This is a genomic window from Microbacterium sorbitolivorans (assembly GCF_003327285.1).
Lineage (GTDB): Bacteria > Actinomycetota > Actinomycetes > Actinomycetales > Microbacteriaceae > Microbacterium > Microbacterium sorbitolivorans.
In genome coordinates this window covers 499346-522031 of the sequence record NZ_KZ848474.1, presented here as the reverse complement: position 1 = coordinate 522031, position 22686 = coordinate 499346, and the positions used below count along the sequence as shown (strand labels likewise).

Annotated in this window: 24 protein-coding genes; 11 read left to right on the top strand and 13 right to left on the bottom strand. The window is 69.2% G+C overall.

Going from position 1 to position 22686, the window contains the following annotated elements:
- Positions 1-102: 102 nt before the first annotated feature.
- The 4 genes from DTO57_RS08130 (at position 103) to DTO57_RS08115 (ending at position 3800) form a co-directional block, all read left to right on the top strand.
- A complete protein-coding gene (locus DTO57_RS08130; RefSeq protein ID WP_114117704.1) occupies positions 103-1419 on the top strand; it encodes an MATE family efflux transporter in 1317 nt (438 codons plus the stop codon).
- A 78-nt stretch (positions 1420-1497) separates the two neighbouring features.
- Positions 1498-2073 carry a hypothetical protein gene (locus DTO57_RS08125; RefSeq protein ID WP_114117703.1) on the top strand — a complete coding sequence of 192 codons (576 nt, stop codon included), beginning with the start codon at positions 1498-1500 and terminating at the stop codon, positions 2071-2073.
- Between the two features lie 105 nt (positions 2074-2178).
- Complete coding sequence (locus DTO57_RS08120) at positions 2179-2757, top strand: hypothetical protein (protein ID WP_162785705.1); 579 nt, start codon at positions 2179-2181, stop codon at positions 2755-2757.
- A 155-nt stretch (positions 2758-2912) separates the two neighbouring features.
- Positions 2913-3800 (top strand): formate/nitrite transporter family protein, encoded by an 888-nt coding sequence (locus DTO57_RS08115; protein ID WP_114117701.1) that lies wholly within the window; start codon positions 2913-2915, stop codon positions 3798-3800.
- 52 nt (positions 3801-3852) lie between these two features.
- Here the strand turns inward: DTO57_RS08115 and DTO57_RS08110 are convergent, their stop codons facing one another.
- The 6 genes from DTO57_RS08110 to DTO57_RS08085 all read right to left on the bottom strand — a co-directional run bounded on the left by DTO57_RS08110 (position 3853) and on the right by DTO57_RS08085 (position 11292).
- A complete protein-coding gene (locus DTO57_RS08110; RefSeq protein WP_114117700.1) occupies positions 3853-4530 on the bottom strand; it encodes a sirohydrochlorin chelatase in 678 nt (225 codons plus the stop codon).
- Positions 4527-5651, bottom strand: a complete 1125-nt coding sequence (locus DTO57_RS08105) for a uroporphyrinogen-III synthase (RefSeq protein WP_308420509.1) — start codon at positions 5649-5651, stop codon at positions 4527-4529. The genes DTO57_RS08110 and DTO57_RS08105 overlap by 4 nt, the downstream gene beginning before the upstream one ends.
- The gene (gene cobA / locus DTO57_RS08100; RefSeq protein ID WP_114117699.1) at positions 5648-6895 is read right to left on the bottom strand and encodes a uroporphyrinogen-III C-methyltransferase; all 1248 of its coding nucleotides are present in this window, start codon (positions 6893-6895) and stop codon (positions 5648-5650) included. Before cobA ends, DTO57_RS08105 begins: the two co-directional genes overlap by 4 nt.
- A complete protein-coding gene (gene nirD, locus DTO57_RS08095) occupies positions 6892-7254 on the bottom strand; it encodes a nitrite reductase small subunit NirD (RefSeq protein ID WP_114117698.1) in 363 nt (120 codons plus the stop codon). The genes cobA and nirD overlap by 4 nt, the downstream gene beginning before the upstream one ends.
- Positions 7251-9839, bottom strand: coding sequence for a nitrite reductase large subunit NirB (nirB, locus tag DTO57_RS08090; RefSeq protein ID WP_187346609.1), 2589 nt, complete (start codon positions 9837-9839; stop codon positions 7251-7253). The genes nirD and nirB overlap by 4 nt, the downstream gene beginning before the upstream one ends.
- Before the next feature lie 169 nt (positions 9840-10008).
- Positions 10009-11292 carry an Nramp family divalent metal transporter gene (locus tag DTO57_RS08085; RefSeq protein WP_229730492.1) on the bottom strand — a complete coding sequence of 428 codons (1284 nt, stop codon included), beginning with the start codon at positions 11290-11292 and terminating at the stop codon, positions 10009-10011.
- A 92-nt stretch (positions 11293-11384) separates the two neighbouring features.
- On the opposite strand from DTO57_RS08085, the gene DTO57_RS08080 reads away from it, so the two are divergent.
- Positions 11385-11990 (top strand): TrmH family RNA methyltransferase, encoded by a 606-nt coding sequence (locus tag DTO57_RS08080; RefSeq protein ID WP_114117696.1) that lies wholly within the window; start codon positions 11385-11387, stop codon positions 11988-11990.
- A 244-nt stretch (positions 11991-12234) separates the two neighbouring features.
- Here the strand turns inward: DTO57_RS08080 and DTO57_RS08075 are convergent, their stop codons facing one another.
- Together DTO57_RS08075 and DTO57_RS08070 are read right to left on the bottom strand one after the other, a co-directional pair.
- Entirely contained in the window at positions 12235-12870 is a 636-nt protein-coding gene (locus DTO57_RS08075; RefSeq protein ID WP_114117695.1) for a metal-dependent transcriptional regulator, read from the bottom strand.
- 10 nt (positions 12871-12880) lie between these two features.
- Positions 12881-13855: an SDR family NAD(P)-dependent oxidoreductase gene (locus DTO57_RS08070; RefSeq protein ID WP_229730491.1), complete on the bottom strand. Its 975-nt coding sequence runs from the start codon at positions 13853-13855 to the stop codon at positions 12881-12883.
- Positions 13856-13948: 93 nt separating this feature from the next.
- On the opposite strand from DTO57_RS08070, the gene DTO57_RS08065 reads away from it, so the two are divergent.
- Positions 13949-14725: an HAD-IIA family hydrolase gene (locus tag DTO57_RS08065; RefSeq protein ID WP_114117694.1), complete on the top strand. Its 777-nt coding sequence runs from the start codon at positions 13949-13951 to the stop codon at positions 14723-14725.
- The gene (locus DTO57_RS14765) at positions 14722-14847 is read left to right on the top strand and encodes a hypothetical protein (protein WP_268235367.1); all 126 of its coding nucleotides are present in this window, start codon (positions 14722-14724) and stop codon (positions 14845-14847) included. Before DTO57_RS08065 ends, DTO57_RS14765 begins: the two co-directional genes overlap by 4 nt.
- A gap of 214 nt (positions 14848-15061) precedes the next feature.
- On the opposite strand, the gene DTO57_RS08060 is transcribed toward DTO57_RS14765, so the two are convergent.
- Positions 15062-15976 (bottom strand): ROK family protein, encoded by a 915-nt coding sequence (locus tag DTO57_RS08060; RefSeq protein ID WP_114117693.1) that lies wholly within the window; start codon positions 15974-15976, stop codon positions 15062-15064.
- Complete coding sequence (pyrE, locus tag DTO57_RS08055; protein ID WP_114117692.1) at positions 15973-16551, bottom strand: orotate phosphoribosyltransferase; 579 nt, start codon at positions 16549-16551, stop codon at positions 15973-15975. The genes DTO57_RS08060 and pyrE overlap by 4 nt, the downstream gene beginning before the upstream one ends.
- A gap of 39 nt (positions 16552-16590) precedes the next feature.
- Between pyrE and DTO57_RS08050 the strand changes: the two genes are divergently transcribed.
- Together DTO57_RS08050 and DTO57_RS08045 are read left to right on the top strand one after the other, a co-directional pair.
- A complete protein-coding gene (locus tag DTO57_RS08050) occupies positions 16591-16860 on the top strand; it encodes a hypothetical protein (protein ID WP_114117691.1) in 270 nt (89 codons plus the stop codon).
- Between the two features lie 10 nt (positions 16861-16870).
- On the top strand, positions 16871-17713 hold the full coding sequence (locus DTO57_RS08045; RefSeq protein ID WP_114117690.1) for an exodeoxyribonuclease III: 843 nt from the start codon (positions 16871-16873) through the stop codon (positions 17711-17713).
- A gap of 76 nt (positions 17714-17789) precedes the next feature.
- On the opposite strand, the gene DTO57_RS08040 is transcribed toward DTO57_RS08045, so the two are convergent.
- The 3 genes from DTO57_RS08040 to DTO57_RS08030 form a co-directional block, all read right to left on the bottom strand.
- Positions 17790-18428: a response regulator gene (locus tag DTO57_RS08040; RefSeq protein ID WP_114117877.1), complete on the bottom strand. Its 639-nt coding sequence runs from the start codon at positions 18426-18428 to the stop codon at positions 17790-17792.
- A gap of 8 nt (positions 18429-18436) precedes the next feature.
- A complete protein-coding gene (locus DTO57_RS08035) occupies positions 18437-19714 on the bottom strand; it encodes a sensor histidine kinase (RefSeq protein ID WP_114117689.1) in 1278 nt (425 codons plus the stop codon).
- Positions 19715-19851: 137 nt separating this feature from the next.
- Positions 19852-20406: an NADPH-dependent FMN reductase gene (locus DTO57_RS08030; protein WP_114117688.1), complete on the bottom strand. Its 555-nt coding sequence runs from the start codon at positions 20404-20406 to the stop codon at positions 19852-19854.
- A 208-nt stretch (positions 20407-20614) separates the two neighbouring features.
- Here DTO57_RS08030 and DTO57_RS08025 point away from each other — a divergent pair, with 208 nt between their 5' ends.
- Complete coding sequence (locus DTO57_RS08025) at positions 20615-21499, top strand: ABC transporter ATP-binding protein (protein ID WP_114117687.1); 885 nt, start codon at positions 20615-20617, stop codon at positions 21497-21499.
- On the top strand, positions 21496-22584 hold the full coding sequence (locus tag DTO57_RS08020) for an ABC transporter permease (protein WP_114117686.1): 1089 nt from the start codon (positions 21496-21498) through the stop codon (positions 22582-22584). The genes DTO57_RS08025 and DTO57_RS08020 overlap by 4 nt, the downstream gene beginning before the upstream one ends.
- Positions 22585-22686 lie beyond the last annotated feature (102 nt).

Here is a 22686-nt window from a genome sequence, read left to right as displayed (position 1 = left end):
TTGGTGTCATTCCCGCACAAAGTGGGACACGCCTCGGGGCATGTCCCAGTTGTGGCCGGAATGGCCCGCAGTAACGGGGGCACGCCACCATAGAGTGGCTGTGTGACCCGATCCCTCAACCGCTCGATCCTCGCGCTCGCGATTCCCGCCTTCGGGTCGCTCGTCGTCGAGCCGATCTTCCTCGCGGTCGACACCGCGATGGTCGGGCACCTCGGCGTCACGGAGCTCGCGGGCATCGGCATCGCGTCGAGCATCCTGCAGACCCTCGTCGGCCTCATGGTGTTCCTCGCCTATTCGACGACGCCCGCGGTCGCGCGGCTCTTCGGATCCGGAAACACCGCCGGCGCGATCTCGCGCGGTATCGACGGAATGTGGCTCGCGGTCGGGATCGGCGCGGCGCTCGCCGTGGTCGGCTATCTGCTCACGCCGTGGGCCGTCACGATGTTCCGGCCGAGCGGCGACGTGTTCGATCAGGCCGCGATCTACCTGCAGCTGAGCATGTGGGGTCTGCCCGCCATGCTCGTCGTCTTCGCCGCGACCGGCCTGCTGCGCGGCCTGCAGGACACCGTGACGCCGCTGTGGATCGCGGGCCTCGGCTTCGCCGGTAACGCGCTGCTCAACTGGGCGTTCATCTACGGTGCCGGGTGGGGCATCGCCGGATCCGCCGCCGGCACGATCGTCGCCCAGTGGGGGATGGTCGTGGCCTACGTCATCGTCATCGCGCGGCTCGCGAAGAAACACGGCGCGTCGTCGGCGCCGTCGCGCGGCGGGATCGGCGGCACGGCGAAGACCGGTGGCTGGCTGTTCCTGCGCACCGTCGCGCTGCGCGTCGGCCTACTGCTCACGGTCGGCGCCGCCACGGCCCTCGGCACGGAAGAGCTCGCGGGCTGGCAGATCGTGTTCACGGTGTCGTCGTTCGCGGCGTTCGCGCTCGACTCGCTCGCGATCGCCGCGCAGGCGCTGATCGGCAAACATCTCGGATCCGGCGAGGAGGATTCGGTGCGCTTCGTGCTGCGCCGGACGGTCGCGTGGGGCGGCGCGGGCGGCATCGTGCTCGGGGCGCTGATCGCGGCCCTCTCCCCCGTGCTCGGCGTCGCGTTCACGGGCGAGTGGTCGATGTCGTGGATGACCCTGCCTGCGCTCGTCCTCATGGGCGCGCTCATGCCGATCGCGGGCATCGTCTACGTGCTCGACGGCGTGCTCATGGGGGCGAACGACTCGCGCTACCTCGCGCTCGCGGGCGCCGTGAACCTCGTGCCGTTCGTGATCTACCTCGCGATCCTGCTGATGGCCGAGCCCCGCGGATCCTGGGGGCTGCTCTTCGTCGCCCTCGGCTTCTTCGGCGTGCTGATGGGCATGCGGTGGTGGACGCTAGGGCGCCGCGTCAAGGGATCCGCGTGGCTGGAGAACGCGGCGTAAACGGTTTCGATCCCGAGCAGGGTGAGGCCGTCGAGCGATCCGGAGTTGGCGTGCAGTGAAGAGACCTATCCTCGGCACATGGCTGAGACGTCACAGCAGTTCCGGCAGGGCAAGAGCTCCTGGCGTGAGCGGTGGGGAGACTGGGGAGCCGCATCGTCGCTCATGGCGATAGCGCTGTTGCTCGTCAGTACGTTGATGTACATACTGCCGGTGGATCTCGGCATGCCTCTTGTGAGCGCCGAAAGTTGGGTGATTATTGACCCTGGGTATCTCGTTCTCATGGGGTCACTTGTCGCGTTTTTGCTTTGTCACGCATCGCTCATTTCGCCGAGCAGGTCTCCCCAAGTTCTTCTTTGGGTGTCGGTCGTTTTCGGCGTTTTCGCCTTGATTCTCTCGTTCGCGACGACATCGATTTCAATGGTCGTCGCAAACACTGACTGGAGGATCGCGGCCTCCTGGTCCCGGCTGATCATATATATCCTGCCCTTTGGGATGACATTCGCCGCAGGATGGTTGTTGGTCAAACTGCGCCATAGCTCGACGCGGGTACGCCTCGTGGGGGTCGGAATTTGCGTAGTCGTGACCACCCTCCTGGTCGCGATCGTAGCTTTCGCACCTTCGCTGGCCGGCGACAACGTCTACGACGTCATATAAATGTGCCGGTCCGATCAGAAGGAGGGCGACATCACGAACTCATTGCGTCCGCGGCTTTACCATCGGGCGGCGCTGTTCACGTACATCGCCGGTTGGCTCGCGATCGTGTCCATGCTGCTGGTGTACCTCAGCACGGCAGAACGTTTCCGCACCCACGACCTTGCGCCAGTCCTCATCGGGCCATTGTTCGTCAAGCCCAGCGACTGGTTGCTCGGCGGCTTCCTCGTCGCAATCGCATGCTTCATCGCCACACCGATAATGAGAGCTCGCAGCGCTAGCGTTGCGCCGGACCGGCAACAACGAGGTGGTCCGGCTCTCCTGGGACGGGTCTTGTTGCACGTCGCATCCACAGCGATCATGCTTGTCGCGCTCTTCTACCTCGTTGTTGCACTCGCCTTTCCCGTCAGCTTCGAGCGGCTTACGCCAGGCAGCGAAAACGGCTGCACGGTCGTCGTAGAGAATCGGGATGGAATGGCGAGCAAATCAGGCCACCTTTTCCTGATTCCGGCGCAGTCGCATCGACTGATCGACACGGAACAGCATTGGTACTACGACGACCCAATGTTCGCCGATGGCGAGTGGTCGATCACCTGGGCTGGTGACACGGCGATCGTGGTCGCGCCCGACGACTCTGTCAGTTTCAACAGCAAGGGAAACTCGACGACACGAATCACATGCGAATAGAACGTGGGACCGCATAGATACTCCGCCGCCTCACGACACCACCGCCGGCGCGTGAGAAGAACCTTGCGCCCCCGTAACACAGCCGATGTCGGGGCGAAATCGCGGATCGACAGGGTGGGAGAAAGTCCACCACTCCATCCGTCATCGGAGGCACCATGTCGTATGTGAAACCCGCCGACCTCGCGCAGAGCATGATCGAGGCCGGCCAGTCGAAGGTCCTGATGTCGACGCGCGATACGCTCATCCGCGGGTACATGGGCGGCGCGATCCTGACCCTCGGCGCCGCGTTCGCCGTCACGGTCTCGACGCAGACCGGCGAGCCTCTCCTCGGCGCGATCCTCTTCCCCGTCGGCTTCATCCTGCTCTACCTGATGGGCTTCGAGCTTCTGACGGGCTTCTTCACGCTGACGCCGCTGGCGCTCATCGACAAGCGGCCCGGCGTCAACTTCGCCGGCATCATGCGCAGCTGGGGCCTCGTCTTCGTCGGTAACTTCGCCGGCGCCTTCACCGTGGCGGTCGCGATGGCGATCTACTTCACCTACGGATTCACCTCGGAGCCCAGCGCCGTGGGTGTCGCGCTGAGCGAGATCGGCCACGGCCGCACCGTCGGCTACGCCGAGCACGGCGCGGGCGGCATGCTCACCCTCTTCACCCGAGGCGTGCTCTGCAACTGGATGGTCTCGACCGGCGTCATCGCCGCGATGATGGCGAAGGACGTCGTCAGCAAGGCCCTCGTCATGTGGATGCCCGTCATGCTCTTCTTCTACATGGGCTTCGAGCACTCGGTCGTCAACATGTTCCTCTTCCCGACGGGACTGCTGCTGGGCGCCGACTTCACGATCAGCGACTACCTGATCTGGAACGAGATCCCCACCGTGCTCGGCAACATCGTCGGCGGCATCACCTTCGTCGGCCTCACGATCTACGCGACGCACGCCCGCACCGCCCCGAAGCGGGTCGCCCTCACGCGCCCCAACGGCAAGCGCTTCGCGGCACACCACACCCGGATCCCCGCCGGGCTCCTCGAGGAGCACACGCACTGAGACCGCGAAAAGGTGCGGCGGGCCGTAAAGCCCGCCGCACCTTTTGCGTGTGTCACACCCCCGCGTACCGCGCCGCGACGATCTGGGCGATGCGGGGCTCTGCGGATCCGTCGGGGGCGAGGCCCAGCGGATCCGTCACCACGTCGGCGCCCGCGGCCGCGACGAGGTTCGCGAAGTGGCCGGGGGCGAGCACGTAACTCGCAACGACGACGCGGCCATCGCCGCGCGCCTCGGCGACCGCGTCGGCGACCTTCGGCGTCGCACCGTAGGCGTAGCCGACGGTCACGGGCTGCGGGATCCGCGCCGCGAGCGCCGCGCGCACCTCCTCCACACGCGCGGCGGCCTCGGGCCGCGAGGATCCGGAGGCCGCGAGGACGACCCGGTCGCCGTCGCGGAGGCCCGCGGCCGCGAGGCGGTCGACGAGGATGTCGACGAGCAGCGGATCCGGCCCCAGCGTTCCGGTCGCGACGAGCCCCTCGCGCGAGGAGGCCGCGCGGCCGATGTCGACCGAAGTGTGGAAGCCGGGCGAGAGCAAGAGCGGCACGATGACGGCGGGGCCGTCGAACGAGGCCACGACCTCGTCGATCTGCGGGTATTGCACGTCGACGTAGGTCTCGTAGGTCGGCACGCCAACAAGCGACGCGGCGGCGCCGACGATCGCCGAGATCACGGCGCGGCCCTCGGGCGAATCGGTGCCGTGCGAGCAGCACACCAGGGCGGGTCGGGTCATACTTCCTCCTGCACATCGAGTCGATATCCACGCTTGACGACCGTGTGGATCAGCTTCGCAGCCCCGAGCGCCTCGCGCAGCCGCGCGATCGTCATCTCGAGCGCGTGCGCGTTGGGTGCCGACGCCGGGAGGGCGTCGAGCAGCGTGCGGCGCGAGACGACGGCCCCGCGAGCCTCGAACAGCACGCGCAACACCGCGACGCCGCCCGGCGAGAGCGGCACCAGGCGTCCGCCAATCACGGCGCCGGCGCTACGGATCGACAGCTCGCCCGCCGCGGTCGCGACGCGGGGGCTGCCGTCGCCGAGGTGCACGACGACGCCGCGGATGAGGGATCCGAGCCGCCCGCGCTCGGCGATGTACGCCGCAACCGACTGGTCGCGCAGCGGCTCCGCGGTCGCGGGGCCGACGGCGGCCATCATGAGCTCCCCGCGCCCGGCGCGCTCCCGGATCCGGTCGAGCGCGCCGCACTCGCGCGCCGACTGGATCCACTCGTATGCGGCCGGGCCCGACGTGAATACGACTGCGTCGACGGATCCGGCGGCCGCGGCGAGCGCCGAGGCGCGCACGGCCTGCGGATCCGCGGGCGGGCCCCAGCGGTAGACCGTGAGGCTCACGACCGAGGCGCCGTTCGCGAGGAAGAGTTCGTCGAGGCCGTCGGCCCCGGATCCGTGGTGCTGTACCGCGACGCGGCAGCCGGTGACGCCCTCGTCGACGAGGCGGTCGCCCAGCTCGGCCGCCGTCTCGGTCTGCGGAACCCAGGCGACCGCGAAACCCGCCTGTTGCACGGCGCCGCGGGCCTTCGCGCCGCGGGCGATGATCCGTGCCCCCGCGAGCACCCGCTCGAGGTCGTGAACGAGGCCGGCCTCGTCGGCGACCTCCATCCACGCGCGAAACCCGATGCCCGTCGTAGCGACGATGACATCGGGTGGGTTCGCGATCAGATCGCGGGTGCGGGCGAGGAGGGTGTCGTCGTCGGCATGGGGCACGATCGTGAGCGCCGGCGCCTTCATGACGCTCGCGCCGTGGCGTTCGAAGGCCGCGGTGATCTCGGCCGTGCGCCGGTCGGCGGTCAGCACGATGCGGCAGCCCTCGAGGGCTGCCGACAATCGCTCACCCGTCACGTCGATACCCTCCCCGTCTCCGCGGCGATCGTCGGGACCGCCGCCGGAAGCAGCAGGCCCGCGGCCGCCACCTCGCCGATGACGATCACGGCGGGGTTGCGCACGCCGGCGCTCTCGGCATCGTCGGCCGCCCGCGCGAGAGTCGTGCGGGTCGTGCGCTGGCGCTCGGTGTGCCCGTTCTCGACGAACGCGACGGGGCGATCGGCCGGCACGCCCGCGGCGAGCGCCTGCCCCGCGAGCGAGCGGAAGGCCGCGACACCCATGAGCAGAACCGTCGTCACCTCGTCGTCGGCGAGGGCGGCGCGGGTCGCGTCGGTGAGGTCGTGCTGGCCGTTGATGATGTGCACGCTCGAGGCGGTGCCGCGGTGGGTGACGGGGATTCCCGCGGCCTGCGGCACCGCGACGGCGCTCGTCGGCGCGGGAACGACCTCGACGGGAACGCCCGCGGCGAGGCACGCCGTGACCTCCTCGCCTCCGCGGCCGAAGACGAACGGATCCCCGCCCTTCAGCCGCACGACGCGGCGGCCCGCGCTCGCGCGGTCGACGATGAGGGCGTTGATCTCGTCCTGCGTCGCCGAGTGGTGGCCGGGCGCCTTGCCCACGTGGATGACCTCGACGTCGGGGTCGAGCTCGTCGAGCACCGCGACGGGACCGAGCCGGTCGGCGATCACGACGTCTGCCTCGGCGAGCAGGCGCCGGGCGCGGAGCGTCATGAGATCGACGGGGCCGGGGCCGCCGCCGACGAGCGCGACGCCGCCCGGGGCCGACTCGCGCACGCGGCGGAGATCCGCACCCCCGCGCTCGAGCAGCTCGCGGATCCGCGTGGAGACGCGCGCGGAGCGGCGCGGGTCGACGCCCGAGTCGCCGACGACACCGACGATGACGTCGCCGGCGCGCACCTCGGCCGTCATGCGGGCGCTGCCGTGGGATCCGTCGGAGGCGTTGACGCACAGGATCCGCTCGGTCTCGCACCACGCGGCGACCTGCGCGTCGACCTCGCGGTCGCCCGTCGCGGTGTGCACGAACCAGGCGCGGTCGACGTCTTCGCGCCGCACGCGGCGGGCGCGCCACGAGAGGCCGTGATCGTCGATCATTGTGCGCACCTCGGGGCTCAGCTCGGGCGCGACGACGACCACGTGCGCGCCCTCCGCGACGAGCCGCGTCAGGCGGCGGGCGGTGACGGATCCGCCACCCACGAGCACGGTCCGTCGGCCCGCGAGCGTTACTCCCAGCGTCATCGTCATGATGTCTCCTTCCACCGGATGAGGATGCGATCGCCGTCGACCCCGACGGGGAAGACGGGGATCGACCGGTCATCCTTGCCCTGCGTCTCGAGCACGACGCCCGTGCGCAGATCCCACGCCTGCTTGTGCAGGGGCGACGAGATCGTCGGCGCCTCGGTGCCGTCGACGAGGGTGCGCGAGCCGACGATGCCGCGCGAGAGCACGTGCGCGCCCGAGTACGGGTCGAGGTTCGAGACGGCCCTCACGGATCCGTCGCTCAGGAGGAACAGCGCCAGCTGCTCCCCCTCGATGAGGGCGGCGCGGCCGCGCTCGACCTCGAGGTCTGCCATCGTGCAGACGGGAATCCAGGTAGCGCTCATCGCCGCACCTCCAGTGTCGTTCCGGCAATCAGGACCGCACCCGACTCGCGCTCCTCCGCCGACGCGGGGCGCATCTGCCCGCGCTCGGCGACGTACGCGAGCGACGGATCCGGGGTCGCGGGGGCGTTGACGAACGAGTGGAAGCGGCGCAGCTTCTCCGGATCCTTGAGCGTCGCCGCCCACTCGTCCTCGTAGCTATCGACGTGGCGCGCCATCGCCGCGTCGAGGTCGTCGCAGATGCCGAGCGAGTCATCGAAGATGACCTCGCGCAGGCCGTCCATGCCGCCCTCGAGGTCGACGACCCACGGCGCCGTGCGCTGCAGGCGGTCGGCCGTGCGGATGTAGTACATGAAGAAGCGGTCGATCGCGCGGATGAGCTCGTCGTCGCTCAACCCCTCGGCGAGCAGGTCAGCGTGGCGGGGCGTGAAGCCGCCGTTGCCGCCGACGTACATGTTCCAGCCGTTCTCGCTCGCGATCACGCCGACGTCCTTGCCGCGGGCCTCCGCGCACTCGCGGGCGCAGCCCGAGACGCCGACCTTGAGCTTGTGCGGCGAGCGCAGGCCACGGTAGCGCAGCTCGAGGCGGATCGCCATCCCCACCGCGTCTTGCACGCCGAACCGGCACCAGGTGGATCCGACGCACGACTTCACGGTGCGGAGCGACTTGCCGTAGGCCTGGCCCGACTCGAAGCCGGCGTCGACGAGGCGCTCCCAGATGAGCGGGAGCTGCTCGAGGCGAGCACCGAACATGTCGATGCGCTGCGCGCCCGTGAGCTTCGTGTAGAGGCCGTAGTCGCGGGCGATCTCGCCGATCGCGACGAGCCCCTCCGGGGTCACCTCGCCGCCCGGCATGCGCGGCACGACCGAGTACGAGCCGTCCTTCTGCATGTTCGCCATGACGTGGTCGTTCGTGTCCTGCAGCGTCGCGTTCTCGCCGTCGAGCACGTGCGTGCCGACGAGACCAGACAGGATGCTCGCGACCGTCGGCTTGCACACGTCGCAACCGCGGCCGCGGCCGAAGCGCTCGATGGTGTCGCTGAAGGTCGTGATCTCCGCGACGCGGATGGCGTCGAACAGCTGCCGGCGCGACATGTCGAAGTGCTCGCAGAGCGCGTTCGACAGCGTCTTTCCCTGCGCGAGCAGCTCCTTGCCGACGAGCTTCTTCACCATCGGGATGCAGGATCCGCAGGTCGCGCCCGCGCGGGTGCACACCTTCACCGCGTCGGCGTCCGCGCACCCCTCGTCGCGGACCGCCTCGCGGATCCGCCCCGCCGACACCGACGAGCACGAGCACACGATCGCCTCGTCGGGCAGGTCGCCCGTGGGCGGCTCGACGCCGCCCGCCGGCACGAGGTACGCGGCCGGATCCGCACCGAGGGCGCCGCCGACGAGCGGGCGCAGGGATCCGTACGCGCTCGCGTCGCCGACGAGAACGCCGCCGAGCAGGGTCGAGGCGTCGTCCGAGAGGACGAGCTTCTTGTAGACGCCGCCGATCGGGTCGGCGTAGACGACGTCGAGCGCGTTCGGCGTCGACGCCATCGCGTCGCCGAAGCTCGCGACGTCGACGCCCGAGAGCTTGAGCTTCGTCGACTCGTCGTAGCCGGGGAAGACCGCCGCGCCGCCGCTCAGGCGGTCGGCGAGCACCTCGGCCATCGCGTAGCCGGGGGCGACGAGGCCGACGCTGCGGCCGTCGTAGTTCGCGACCTCGCCGATCGCGTAGACGAACGGATCCGCCGTCGCGCACGCGTCGTCGATGAGCACGCCGCCGTGCGCGTGCGAATCGATGCCCGCCTCGCGCGCCAGGGCGTCGTTCGGGCGGACGCCGACCGTGAAGATCACGACGTCGGCCTCCTCGTAGGATCCGTCGGGGAACTCGAGCGCCGCGACCTGTCCCGTGGCGGTCGGCGCGATGCGCGTCGTGCGCGACTCGCACCGCACGCCGATGCCGCGGGCCCGGATCAGGCGGCCCAGAACCTCGCCGCCCGAGCGGTCGATCTGCGCCGACAGCAGGTGCGTGCCCGAGTGGATGACCGTGCAGTCGGCGCCGAGGCCCTGCAGCGCGCCCGCCGCCTCGAGGCCGAGGAGGCCACCGCCGACGACGGTTCCGCGCACCGGACGCCCGAGCTCGGCCGCGCGGCTCTCGACGAACGACTCGATCGCCTCGAGATCCTCGATCGTGCGGTAGACGAAGCAGCCGTCGAGGCGCGCGCCGTCGATCGCGGGGCGGGCGGCGTAAGATCCGGTCGCCAGCACGAGCGCGTCGTAGTCGTACGAGGCGCGCGACTGGGTCCAGACCTTGCGGCCGTCGCGGTCGATGAAGGTGACGCGATCGCCCGTGACGAGCTCGACCCGCGGATCCGCGAACGGCGCCGCGTCGAGCTCGAGGTCATCGGCGCTCTTGCCGGCGAAGTACGAGGTCAGGCCGACGCGGTCGTACGGGCCGCGGGGCTCGTCGCCCAGCACCGTGATCTGCCAGGGGGTGTCCTGCCGCGCGAGCAGGCTCTCGACGAAGCGGTGCGCGACCATGCCCGCGCCGACGACGACGATCCGCCGGGCGGAGGTGGGGGTGACAGGTGCAGGGCTCATGTGGGCCAGATTAGAGACGGCGTGTTTCCTGGCCGCGGCCCAAATGTTTCGTCACGTAAACGGATGTCTCACAGTGGGGTTGGGTGGGTGTGAGGCCCCCAAACCTGCAATTCTCCGCGGCGTCGTCTGCGATTCGCAGACGACCGCGCGGAGAATTGCAGAGTTGTCGTCAGCCCGCGAAGGTCAGCCAGAGCAGCAGCGCGTTCAGCACGATGAGGAACACAGCGAAGATCGCGCCCAGCAGGGTCGTCCACCAGCGGTTGCGGTAGCTGCCAAGCACGCCCTCGCGCGCGGTCAGCCAGACGAGCGGCACGAGCGCGAACGGGATCCCGAACGACAGCGCCACCTGGCTGAGGATCAGCGCCTGCGTCGGATCGAACCCCACGCCCAGCACCACCAGCGCCGGAATCAGCGTCACCACCCGCCGCGCAATCAGCGGCACGCGCACGTGCAGCAGGCCGTGCATGATCTCGGATCCGGCGTACGCCCCTACCGCCGTCGACGCGAGCCCCGACGCGAGCAGGCCGACCGCGAAAACGGTGGCGACGGATCCGCCTAGGACCGCGGCGAGCGCCGCGTACGCCCCCTCGAGGCTGTCGGTTCCGGGCATGCCGGGCAGGTTCGCGGCGCCGAGCAGCAGGATCGCGAGGTTCACGGATCCGGCGATCGCCAGCGCGATCGTGACGTCCCACCGTGTCGCCCGGAGGAGGCGGGGGATGGTGTGGGTGCGGGTGCTGGCGCTGTTCCGGTCGCGCAAACTGCTGTTCGTTGGCGCGGGAAGGACAGATAGGGCGACCGGAGCGGCGGTGGCCGGCGCGAAGCGGTCGCGCGCCAGCGCCGAGTGGGCGTAGATCGCGTGGGGCATGACGGTCGCGCCGAGGATCGAGGCGGCGAGGAGGACGGAATCGGATCCGTCGAAGCGCGGCACGAGGCCCGCGATCACGGATCCGCCGTCGGGCGGCCCGAGGAAGACCCCGACCGTGAACCCGACGCAGATGATCGCAAGCAGCGCGATCACGACGAACTCGAAGGGCTTGGCGCCGCGGTGCGACTGGATCCAGAGGAGCAGCATCGAGATCACCCCCGTGATGACGCCGCCCGCGAGCAGCGGGATGTCGAACAGCAGCCACAGCGCGACGGCGCCGCCGATGATCTCGGCGATATCGGTCGCCATCGCGACGAGCTCGGCCTGCAGCCAATACGCGCGGCGCCCCGTCTTCGACGTGATGCGCTCGCCCAGCGTCTCGGCGAGGCTCTTGCCGGTGACGACGCCGAGCTTCGCGGAGAGGTACTGGATCAGCCACGCCATCCCGTTGCCGAGCACCACGACCCACACCAGCAGATACCCAAATCGCGCTCCGGCCGACATGTTCGTCGCGACGTTACCGGGGTCGAGATAGGCCACGCCCGCGACGAGGGCGGGTCCGAGCAGCCAGGCGCGTTTGGTGTTCATGCCACCCATGATGGCAGATTTTTAGGTGCACCGAAATTTATGACGCGAAACCCCGCACCTGGTTCCCACGGGGCGGGTGGGACGATGGATCCGTGACCGATGAACCGACCCACGGCGTGGGGCCCTGGCAGGGCGAGTGGCCGACCGACGAGCGCTACGACCCCGAGCTGCTCGCGAACGGCGACACCCGCAACGTCGTCGACGAGTACCGCTACTGGACGATGGACGCTATCGTCGCCGACCTCGATTCCAAGCGCCACGGATTCCACGTGGCGATCGAGAACTGGCAGCACGACATGAACATCGGATCCATCGTTCGCTCCGCGAACGCGTTCCTCGCCGAGGCGGTGCACATCGTCGGCCGCCGGCGCTGGAACCGCCGCGGCGCGATGGTCACCGACCGGTACCAGCACGTGATCCACCACCCGGACGTGGCGTCGTTCCGTGCCTGGATGGACGAGCGCGGGATCCCCATCATCGCCGTCGACAACGTCGGCGAGGCGCAGCCGGTCAACAAGGCCGAACTGCCGGAACGCTGCGTCTTCCTCTTCGGCCAGGAGGGCCCCGGCCTCACCGACGAGGCCCTCGAGGCCGCGTCATCGCACATCGAGATCACGCAATACGGATCCACCCGCTCGATGAACGCCTCGGCCGCCGGCGCGGTCGTCATGTACGAGTGGTGCCGCAGGTGGGCGTAGCCCGGCTGCGGCACGCGCCGAAGGCGCCAACAGGCACTGCGCCCCGCGTCACCCGCGCGAGCGGGGGACGCCGCAGGTGGGCGTAGCCCGGCTGCGGCACGCGCCGAAGGCGCCAACAGGCACTGCGCCCCGCGTCACCCGCGCGAGCGGGGGACGCCGCAGGTGGGCGTAGCCCGGCTGCAACTCATCAACTCTCCGACAAATCTGCCCTGGGTAACGGCAGAGTCGTAGGAGAGTTGATGAATTAGGCGGTCAGCCAGACCGCCGACGGGGCGCCGTCCGGGATTTCCACCGTGGATCCCGCAAGCTCCAGGCCCTCGACGCGCACGATCACGCGGGTGCCCACGTCGATTCCGCAGGCGGTGATGGCCTGCAGCAGCAGCGGATCCCGATCGAGCACCCGCAGCACCCGACCGTCGTGCCCCTCGGGCGCCTCGTCGAGGCGCACGAACGCAGGGCGGGTGACGGATCCGTCGGGTTGCGGGATCAGGTCGCCGTGCGGGTCGACCTCGGGATGCCCGAGTCGCGCGTCGACCTTCGCGAGCATGCGGTCGCTGATGGCGTGCTCGAGGACCTCGGCCTCGTCGTGCACCTCGTCCCATGTGTAGTCGAACTCGCGCACGAGCCACGTCTCGATGAGGCGGTGGCGGCGCGTCATCGCGACGGCGCGGGCGCGGCCGGTATCCGTGAGCGTCACGGCGCGGTAGGGCTCGTGGTGCACGAGACCGCTGGCGGCGAGCTTCTTGACCATCTCGGTCACGCTCGACGGCGCGACGCCGAGCTTGGCGGCGAGAACCGACGAGGTGATGGGGCGATCCTGCCACTCGGTGTGGGCGTAGATCGTCTTGAGGTAGTCGTCGGCGGCGGGGCTGGAGGGCATGCCTCCCAAACTACCTGCGTCCGCGGGCCGCCTTCGCGAACGGCCAGGTCTCGCCGGAGAGCTGCTCGCAACGCTCCCAGATCTCGGTACGCAGTTCCGGATCCAGGGAGGTTGCGGACGGTCGCTGGCGCTCCGTGCCGCCGCCGAACATGCGCGGCCCCCAGTACTCGCCGCCGCTGATCTCCGGATCCACGAGGGCGCGGACGATCGCCTCGGCGCCGGTCTCCTTGCTCGTCGCGATCGGCGCCTGCAGGCTGTCACGGAATCGCTTCCAGCGGCTCGGCTCGTTGACGCCCGTGATGGTCTCGGTGCGCCCGCCGATCGCGTAGCCCGGGTGGGCGACGACGCTCTCGACGGGAACCTCGGCGTCGCGCAGCCGCGCGTCGGCCTCGAACCCGAGGGCCTGCACGGCGACCTTCGACTGCACGTAGGCCTTCCAGGCCGAGTACTTCTCCTCGAGCTGCACGTCGGTGGGGCGGTACGCGCCCATCCGCGTCGACATGCTGCCGAGCCACACCATTCGCGGGGTGTGGCGCGGCGTCGCCGAGCGAGCGAGCGACACGAGCAGCTCGGCGCCGAGCACAAAGTGTCCGAGCGCGTTCGTCGAGAACACGAGCTCGCGCCCGTCGCGCGTGAGGGTGCGCTCGCGCGGCGTGTGCACGATGCCGGCGTTGAAGATCACGCCGTCGAGGCGGCGGCGATCGAAGAGCCCGCCGCGCAAGCTGGCGGCGGCCGACCGCACGGATCCGGGGTTTGCGACGTCGAGGATGAGCGTCTCGACGCTCGCTCCGGGCACGCGCGCCTCGAGCGCGTCGTGGGCGGCGGCGAGGCGGTTCGGGTGCCGGCCGCTCATGATGATGTGGGCTCCGGCGCGGGCGAGCTTCTCGGAGGCGAAGTAGCCGAGGCCCGCGTTCGAGCCCGTGATGAGGTAGGTCCGCCCGTCCTGAGGCGGAACCTCGAAGTGATCCCCCGCGTGTATGCCCACGGTGCAGAGCCTATTCCAGCGCCGCCCCGAGTGGGAGCGGCGCGCTGGCGGGAGGCACTCGCAGATATTCCCGAAGCGGCATACGCTGGCCTCATGCAGAATCGCGGCGATATCGAGTGCTGGCTGACCGACATGGATGGCGTTCTCGTCCACGAGAACCGCGCGATCCCGGGCGCCTCCGAGCTCCTGGCCCAGTGGGCGGCAAATGAGACGCCGTTCCTGGTGCTCACCAACAACTCGATCTTCACGCCGCGCGACCTGTCGGCGCGGCTCTCGGCGAGCGGCATCGAGGTGCCGGAGGAGCGTATCTGGACCTCCGCGCTCGCGACCGCCGCGTTCCTCAAGAGCCAGTCGCCCGGCGGCACGGCCTACGTCGTCGGCGAAGCCGGGATCCTGACCGCCATGCACGAGGCGGGCTTCATCATGACCGAAACGGATCCGGAATACGTCGTCATCGGCGAGACGCGCAACTACTCGTTCGAGGCGATCACCAAGGCGATCCGCCTCATCAACGGCGGCGCGCGGTTCATCTCGACGAACCCCGACGCGACGGGGCCCTCTGCCGAGGGTCCTCTGCCGGCGACGGGCGCGATCAACGCGCTCATCACGAAGGCGACGGGCAAGGAGCCCTACGTCGTCGGCAAGCCCAACCCGATGATGTTCCGCTCGGCGCTTAACCGCATCGGCGCGCACAGCGAGAACACCGGCATGATCGGCGACCGCATGGACACCGATATCGTCGCCGGAATCGAGGCCGGGCTGCACACCGTGCTCGTGATGACCGGCATCAGCGACGAGCGCGAGATCGACCGCTACCCGTTCCGTCCGAGCGAGATTCTCGGATCGGTCGCGGAACTCATCGAGCAATGACCGTGCTCTATATCGTGCTCGCGCTGAGCTGCGTCAGCGTCATCGTGATGGGCATCCGCGCCGTCAGCCGCATGAACAAGTCGGGCCGCGACGACGACGACATGTTCGGCCCGCGGCGCTAGGGCATGTCCCAGTTGAGGTGGGAATAGCAGCCTCATTCCCACACAAACTGGGACACGGGTCGGGGCATGTCCCACTTGAGGTGGGAATAGCGGGGCCATTCCCGCACAAACTGGGACACGCTCCGGGGCATGTCCCACTTGAGGTGGGAATAGCGGCCCCATTCCCGCACAAACTGGGACATGCCCCGAGGCGTGTCCCACATAGCGCCGGAACTCAGAGCAGCGCGAGCGCCGCGGCGCCGATGAGCGGGCCGTCGGCCCCGAGACCGCTGCGCACGACGCGCGTCGCCTGCGAGTAGGGCAGCTCGGCCCAGTTCGCGAGCGACGCCGCGACGAGCTCGACGTAATCGTCGGAGACGAAGCTGAAGCCACCCGAGATCGCGATGACCTCGAGGTCGAGAAGTGTCGATGCGTCGGCAAGCGCGCGGCCCACGGCCGCGGCCGAGCGCTCGATCGCGGCGCGCGCCGTGCGATCGCCCCGCGCGGCATCGGCCGAGAGCTGCTCGCCGGTCGTTCCCTGCCATCCGTTCAGCTGAGCCCAGCGCACGCTCGACGGCCCGGAGGCCACCTCCTCGAGCGTCAGCTCGCCACCCTGTTCGGCGGCGTGCGTCTGTCCGAGGTGGCCGGCGTTTCCGGTGAACCCGCCGATCGGTTGGCCGCCGATAACGATGCCTCCACCGACGCCCGTCGACACGACGATCGACAGCGACGCGGCCGTGCCGCGGGCGGCGCCCAGCCACGACTCGGCCATCGCGAGCGCCCCGCCGTCGTGGCGCAGCGTCACGTCGACCTCGCTCGCGCCCAGGTCGACGATGACGGCGTCGCGCACGGCCTCGACGAGGCCGAAGCCCGAGACGCCGCGCATGTTGACGGGGTCGATGGTCCCGGTCGCGAGGTTCACGGGCCCGGCGGATCCGATACCTGCGCCCGCGAACTCGGCGCCCTGGGGCAGGTGGTCGAGCGCGCGAGCGACGACCGTCGAGACGGCCCGCGACATGACTTCGGGCGTGATGTCGCGCCCCGTGGGAACGCGGTTGCGGCTCGCGTCAACCACCGAACCCGCGTCAGAGACGAGCCCGGCTTCGATCTTCGTGCCACCGAGGTCGATGGCGAGGGCGAAGCGGGTCACTGCGGGTCGAGCCCGAGGTCGCCGAGGTCGATGGCGGCGCGCCACTCGAGGCCCTCGGCCTCGATCGCGGCCTGCGCACCCGTGAGGCGGTCGACGATGACGGCGACGGCGACGATCTCGGCGCCGGCCTTGCGCAGGGCCTCGACGGCCTTGAGCGCCGACTGGCCCGTGGTCGAGGTGTCCTCGAGCACGACGACACGCTTGCCCTCAACCTCGGCGCCCTCGATCTGGCGACCGCGACCGTGGTCCTTCGGCTCCTTGCGCACGACGAACGCGTCGAGCGGCTTCTCCGAGGCGGCGGTCGCGTGCATGACGGCGTTGGCGATGGGATCCGCGCCGAGCGTCAGACCGCCGACGGCGACGACGCCATCGATGTCGCCGATGAGGTCGGCCATGATGCGGCCGATCGCGGGAGCCGCGCGGTGGTCGAGCGTGAGCTTGCGCATGTCGACGTAGTAGGTGGCCTTCTTGCCGCTCGAGAGCGTGAAGTCACCGTGGAACACCGCCTCATCCTTGATGAGGGCGATGAGCTTCTGGCGGTCGTTTTCGAGCGCGGGCGTGGATGCGATGGCCATGCGACCCAGTCTATTCTTTTCGCCCCGTAGGCTTGTGGCATGGCAAAGAAGGCACGTCAGCCGCTCGAGGAGTGGCTCGCATCGCACCCGTTGAGGAAGCCGGGCCTGTTCGGTGGCGAGGGCTATTCGCGCCGCGCCGTCGACGAGGTGACCGACAAGATCGTCGATCGCCTGCGGGCGGATCGTCAGTATATGGACCTCATCAAGAAGCTCGACTTCCCCCGTGCCCCACGCGCCGAGGCGTACGATATCGCGGCCGTCGACGACCTGTTCGACAACCTGAAGTGGGGCTCAGACCCCCGCCACTAGGCTTTTGGGCATGCGCATCGCCACCTGGAATGTGAACTCCGTCCGCGCCCGCGTCGAGCGCGTCGTCGCCTTCGCCCAGCGCGAGGGCATCGACGTCCTGCTGATGCAGGAGATCAAGTGCAAGCCCGAGCAGTTCCCGTTCCAGCCCTTCGAAGACGCGGGATACACGGTCGAGGCGCACGGCCTCAACCAGTGGAACGGCGTGGCGATCGCCAGCCGCCTGCCGATGGAGGACGTGCAGACGTCGTTCCCCGGCATGCCCGGTTTCAAGAAGGGCTACGAGGGCGATGACGCCCCCCTCGAGGCCCGCGCGATCTCGGCGCTCATCGAGGGCACGCGCCTCTGGAGCCTGTACGTGCCGAACGGCCGCGGGCTCGAGGATCCGCACTACGCCTACAAGCTGCGCTTCTACGCGGCGCTCGAGCAGTACGTGCGCGACGAGCTCTCGAAGGATCCGCAGCTGCCGCTCGCGTTGACGGGCGACTTCAACGTCGCCCCGTTCGACGCCGACAACGCGGATCCGTCGATCGTCGAGGGCGTGACGACGCACGTCTCGCCGGAGGAGCGCGCCGCGTTCTTCGCGCTCGGCGACGCGGGCCTCACCGACGTCGTGCGCCCGCTCGTACCCGAGGGCTTTACGTTCTGGGACTACAAGCAGCTGCGCTTCCCCCGTAATGAGGGCCTGCGCATCGACTTCATCCTGGGCTCGCCAGCGTTCGCCGACGCCGTCGAGGGCGCGTCGATCGAGCGCGACGAGCGCAAGGGCGAGGGCCCGAGCGATCACGTGCCGGTCGTCGTTGACCTGAACTTCGACGAGGATGACGACGACGATCTGCCGATGATCTTCGGCTAGGCCTCCGCGAAAGTACAAGATTTGCCCGAGCGCCTACGTTATTTCGTAGGCGCTCGGGCATTTCTTGTGCGCTCGGCTACGCGAGCCCGTTCTGGTACGCCCACACGACCGCGGCGACGCGGTCGCGGGATCCGGTCTTCATCAGGATGTTCGACACGTGCGTCTTCACGGTCGCGTCGCCGATGAAGAGCTCCTTCGCGATCTCGGCGTTGCTCATCGCGCGCGCGAGTAGGCGCAGGATCTCGGTCTCGCGCTCCGTGAAGGCGTCGAAGGTCGCGGATCCGGTAGCCGGCGCGGATCCGTGCCGCTCGATCACGCGGCGGGTCACCTCGGGCGCGAGCATCGCGTCGCCGGAGGCGGCGACGCGCGCCGCGTTCACGAGCTCCTCGGGGCCGGCGTTCTTCAGCAGGAACCCGCTCGCGCCGGCGTCGAGAGCTGCGAAGAGGTAGTCGTCGCGGTCGAAGGTCGTGACGATGACGACGCTCGCGCGGTGCCCGGCCTCGACGATCTGGCGGGTCGCCTCGATGCCGTCCATGTCGGGCATCTGCACGTCCATGAACACGACGTCCGGATCCGCGTCGGCGACGCGCTCGACGGCCTCGCGGCCGGTCGAGGCCTCCCCCGCGACCCGCACCCCGGATGCCTCGAGGATCATGCGGAAACCGGCCCGCATCGTGGCGTGGTCGTCGACGAGCAGAACGCTGGGTGAGGTCATGTCCCCCATCATTCCAGCGGCACCTTCACCCGCACGAGATATCCGCCGGAGTCGCGCGGGCCGGTCTCGAGGTGCGCGCCCATGGCGGTCGCGCGCTCGCGCATCCCGAGGGTGCCGAGCCCGGTGCGCGAGGCGAGCACGATGCGGCCCGTATTCGTCACCTCGAGCTCGACGAAGTCGGAGCCGTAGCGCAGCCGTACATCGGCCGTCACCCCGGGGCCCGCGTGGCGGCGGGCGTTCGTCAGCGCCTCCTGCGCGATGCGGTACAGGTTGATCTGCGCGAAGGCGGGCACGGGCCGCGGATCCCCGACGATCCGGAACGACGTCGGGGTGCCGGCGGCCTGCGACGACCGCACCAGCGGATCCAGCGATTCGAGCCCGATCGTCGACGGCGCCTCCTCGTCTTCATCGGTCGAGCGGAGGGTATCGAGCAGATGCCGCAGCTCACCGATGACCTGGCGCGACGACTCCTCGACGACCTCGAGCGCGCCCTTAGCGGCCTCGGGGTTCGCGTCGAGCACCGTACGTGCGGCGCCAGCCTGCACGCCCATCGCCGAGACGTGGTGGGCGACAACATCGTGCAGCTCGCGGGCGATGCGCACGCGATCGAGCGACACGGCCTGCGCGGCGGTGATCTCTTGCTGTTCCTCGAGCTCGCGCGTGCGCTCGCGCAGCGCGCGGCGAGCAAGCGCCGCCTCGTATGCGCGGTCGCCCATGACGTAGGCCGCCCCGAAGAAGACGAGGTTAATGAGCCACTGGATCATCATGTATGCCACGAGCGGCGACATCGCACCGATCGCGTTCGGCACGTCGTCGGACACGGGCTGGGTCGCCGAGCGGAAGGTCGCGATCAAGAGCCACACGAACATGACGGCGATGATGCCAAGGCGCACGATCTGGGCGCGGCGACGATCATCGACCCACGCCCCGACGGTGTACATCGCCAGGAACAGGGCTATCTGTCCGACATACATCTCGGTAGCGCCGGCTTCCATGCCGACGATGTAGACGACGTTGACGGCGATCGCGACGAGGATCGGGCGGCTCCTCCGCACGATGAACGGCAGCGAGAGAGCCGCGGCGTAGAGCAGACCCCATCGAATATCGAGGGCGGCGGTTCCGAACATCTGCGCGAAGAAGCCCAGGATGACGCTGACGATCGCGCCGACGAACAGGCCGAGCCCCGCCCAGATATCGCCGCGGCGCTCCGCCGCGGTCAGCGGATCCCGGGAGTAGGTCGCGGGCGCCGCCGCAGGCGCGACCGGCCGATCGAGCGTCGTTGTCATGCGACCTACGCTATGCGGATCCGCGGGCTCCCGCCTCCCCCGCGCGGCGGATCCGGTGCCGGGCACAGCAGAGCGCCCCACGGATCCGGGTTTTGGGGGAGAAAGTGGATCCGTGGGGCGCTGGTCTGTGGGGATGCTTAGGCGTGTGCCTTCTGCATGCGGGCGACATGACCGAGGAAAGCCGCGAGGTAGCCCTCGAGGAACGCCTTGGTGCCCTCGTTGGTGACGTCACCGTTCTCGATGAGGCCGGGGGTGACCTGGACGAAGCCCTCGGGCTGGCCCATGACGATCGCGTTGACGTGGCTCAGCACGGCCTTGAGGTGCTGCTGCGCCGCGGCGGTACCGATGCCACCGGGCGAGGCGCCGATGACGGCGACGGGGGTGCCACCGAACGAGAAGTCGCCGTAGGGGCGGCTGGCCCACTCGATCGCGTTCTTGAGAACACCCGGGATCGAGCGGTTGTACTCGGGGGTGAGGATGATGATGCCGTCGGCCGACTCGATCTGGTTCTTGAAGTCGCGCGCGACCTGCGGGAAGTCGGCCTCGAGGTCGGTCGAGAAGAAGGGCAGGTCCTTGATCGAGATCTCGAACGCCTCGACATCGGCGGGGAGAAGCTTCACGAGGGCTTCGGCGAGCTGGCGGTTGATCGAGGTCGAGCCGATGGATCCGACGATGTAGCCGATCTTCGTCACAGGGGTTCTCCTTGGGAGGTCTCAGGTAGTGCGGCGCGTGCGCGCCGTGGAGATGGAACCACGATAACGCGGCCTGTATTCCCATGAATCTATTTTTCCTGTGCGTCTCCCCCACGCGGGGGATGCACCGATCTCCCCCACGCGGCGGATGCGCGCCGCCCGCGGGATCCGTAGCGTCGTAGACAGATCACGACGAAAGGGATCCGAGATGCTCGAGATCAGTGGAATCACGAAGCGATACGGCGAGCGCACCGTGCTCGACAACGTGTCGTTCACCGTCGGCCGCGGCCGGCTGACGGGCTTCGTCGGCGGCAACGGCGCCGGCAAGACCACGACGATGCGCATCGCGCTCGGCCTGTTGTCGAAGGACGCCGGAACCGTGCGCCTCGACGGCGCCGAGCTCACGACCGAGCGTCGCCGCGGCTTCGGATACATGCCCGAGGAGCGCGGCCTCTACCCGAAGATGAAGGTGCTCGAGCAGATCACCTACCTCGCCCGCCTGCACGGCTTCGACAAGCGCGAGGCCACCGCGCGGGCCACCGACATCCTCACCCAGCTGGGCCTCGAGGAGCGCCTGAACGACGCCATCGAGGCGCTCTCGCTCGGCAACCAGCAGCGCGCCCAGATCGCCGCCGCGATCGTGCACGACCCCGACGTTCTCATCCTCGACGAGCCGTTCAGCGGACTGGATCCGATGGCCGTCGAGACCGTCGTCGGCGTGCTGCAGGAGCGCGCGCAGAGCGGCGCGGCCGTGCTTTTCTCGTCGCACCAGCTCGACGTCGTCGAGCGCCTCTGCGACGACCTCGTGATCATCGCGGGCGGCACCGTGCGCGCCTCCGGCGAGCGCGAGGCGCTCCGCCGCGAGCACTCGAGCAACCGCTACGAGCTGATCTCGTCGGGCGATGCCGGCTGGATCCGCGAGGAGCCCGGCGTCGACGTCGTCGAGTTCGACACCGGCCACGCCGTCTTCGATGTCGACGGCGACGAGACCGCCCAGCGCGTGCTGCGCCGCGCGGTCGCCGAAGGATCCGTTTCTACGTTCGCGCCCCAGCAGCCCTCGCTCGCGCAGATCTTCAAGGAGGTCGTCCGTTGAACGCCCAGCCCCTCTCCCTGCCCCAGGCCACGTACCTCGTCGCGGAGCGCGAGGTCACGACCCGCGTGCGCAGCAAGGCCTTCATCATCTCGACGCTGATCCTGCTGATCGGTATCGTCGTCGGCATCGTCGCGATGAACTTCTTCGCGAACCGTGACGAGAGCACCACTGTCGCGGCGCCCGCCGAGATCGCCGCGACGCTCGGATCCCTGCCCGGCGTCGAGGTCACCGAGGTGTCGACGGCGGCCGACGCCCGCGACCTCGTCGAGTCGGAGGAGGTCGACGCGGCGATCATCTCGGACGCCGACTCCCCCACCGGCACCGCGATCGTCGCGCTGACGGAGGCTCCGAGCGGCCTGGTCGAGGCGCTCTCGCAGCCGCCCGCGGTCGAGCTGCTGGATCCGAACGGCGGGCCGTCGCCGATGCGCTACATCCTCGCGATCGCCTTCGGCGTGGTGTTCATGATGTCGGCGATGTCGTTCGGCATGCCCGTCGCGACGAGCGTGGTCGAGGAGAAGCAGACGCGCGTGATCGAGATCCTCATCACGTCGATCCCGGCGCGGGCCCTGCTCGCCGGCAAGGTGATCGGCAACACGCTCCTCGCCCTCGCCCAGATCGTGTTGATCGTCGCGGCCGTCGCGGTGTCGCTCGTGGTGACGGGCCAGACTGACATCCTCGCGGGGCTCGGAAGCCCGCTGCTCTGGTTCGCGCTGTTCTTCGTGACGGGCTTCCTGCTGATCGCGACTCTGTTCGCCGCGACCGGCGCGATGGTGTCGCGTCAGGAAGACCTCAGCCAGTCGATCACGCCGATCATGTACATCGTGATGATCCCGTACTTCCTCGTCATCTTCTTCAACGACAACCCGCTGGTGATGACGATCATGTCGTACGTGCCATTCTCGTCGCCGGTGTCGATGCCGATCCGCCTCTTCTTCGGCGAGGCCGGCTGGTGGGAGCCGCTCATCTCGATCGTCATCTCGCTCCTCGCCTTCGCCGCCGTCATCGGCATCTCGGCGAAGATCTACGAGAACTCGCTGCTGCGGATGGGTTCCAAGGTGAAGTGGCGCGAGGCGCTTCGGGCATAGGACCCGCCAAGTCGTCAATTCTCCGCGCCGTCGTATGCGATTCGCATACGACGGCGCGGAGAATTGCAGTGTTGTGGGGATTGTGATGAATTGCGGCCCCAG

Bases quoted from the DNA above. Each gene is read 5' to 3' on its own strand.
- DTO57_RS08125 (WP_114117703.1), top strand. From the start codon at position 1,498: ATGGCTGAGACGTCACAGCAGTTCCGGCAGGGCAAGAGCTCCTGGCGT.
- DTO57_RS08115 (WP_114117701.1), top strand. From the start codon at position 2,913: ATGTCGTATGTGAAACCCGCCGACCTCGCGCAGAGCATGATCGAGGCC.
- DTO57_RS08110 (WP_114117700.1), bottom strand. From the start codon at position 4,530: ATGACCCGACCCGCCCTGGTGTGCTGCTCGCACGGCACCGATTCGCCC.
- cobA (WP_114117699.1), bottom strand. From the start codon at position 6,895: ATGACGATGACGCTGGGAGTAACGCTCGCGGGCCGACGGACCGTGCTC.
- nirD (WP_114117698.1), bottom strand. From the start codon at position 7,254: ATGAGCGCTACCTGGATTCCCGTCTGCACGATGGCAGACCTCGAGGTC.
- nirB (WP_187346609.1), bottom strand. From the start codon at position 9,839: ATGAGCCCTGCACCTGTCACCCCCACCTCCGCCCGGCGGATCGTCGTC.
- DTO57_RS08085 (WP_229730492.1), bottom strand. From the start codon at position 11,292: ATGAACACCAAACGCGCCTGGCTGCTCGGACCCGCCCTCGTCGCGGGC.
- DTO57_RS08075 (WP_114117695.1), bottom strand. From the start codon at position 12,870: ATGCCCTCCAGCCCCGCCGCCGACGACTACCTCAAGACGATCTACGCC.
- DTO57_RS08065 (WP_114117694.1), top strand. From the start codon at position 13,949: ATGCAGAATCGCGGCGATATCGAGTGCTGGCTGACCGACATGGATGGC.
- DTO57_RS14765 (WP_268235367.1), top strand. From the start codon at position 14,722: ATGACCGTGCTCTATATCGTGCTCGCGCTGAGCTGCGTCAGCGTCATC.
- pyrE (WP_114117692.1), bottom strand. From the start codon at position 16,551: ATGGCCATCGCATCCACGCCCGCGCTCGAAAACGACCGCCAGAAGCTC.
- DTO57_RS08050 (WP_114117691.1), top strand. From the start codon at position 16,591: ATGGCAAAGAAGGCACGTCAGCCGCTCGAGGAGTGGCTCGCATCGCAC.
- DTO57_RS08045 (WP_114117690.1), top strand. From the start codon at position 16,871: ATGCGCATCGCCACCTGGAATGTGAACTCCGTCCGCGCCCGCGTCGAG.
- DTO57_RS08040 (WP_114117877.1), bottom strand. From the start codon at position 18,428: ATGACCTCACCCAGCGTTCTGCTCGTCGACGACCACGCCACGATGCGG.
- DTO57_RS08035 (WP_114117689.1), bottom strand. From the start codon at position 19,714: ATGACAACGACGCTCGATCGGCCGGTCGCGCCTGCGGCGGCGCCCGCG.
- DTO57_RS08025 (WP_114117687.1), top strand. From the start codon at position 20,615: ATGCTCGAGATCAGTGGAATCACGAAGCGATACGGCGAGCGCACCGTG.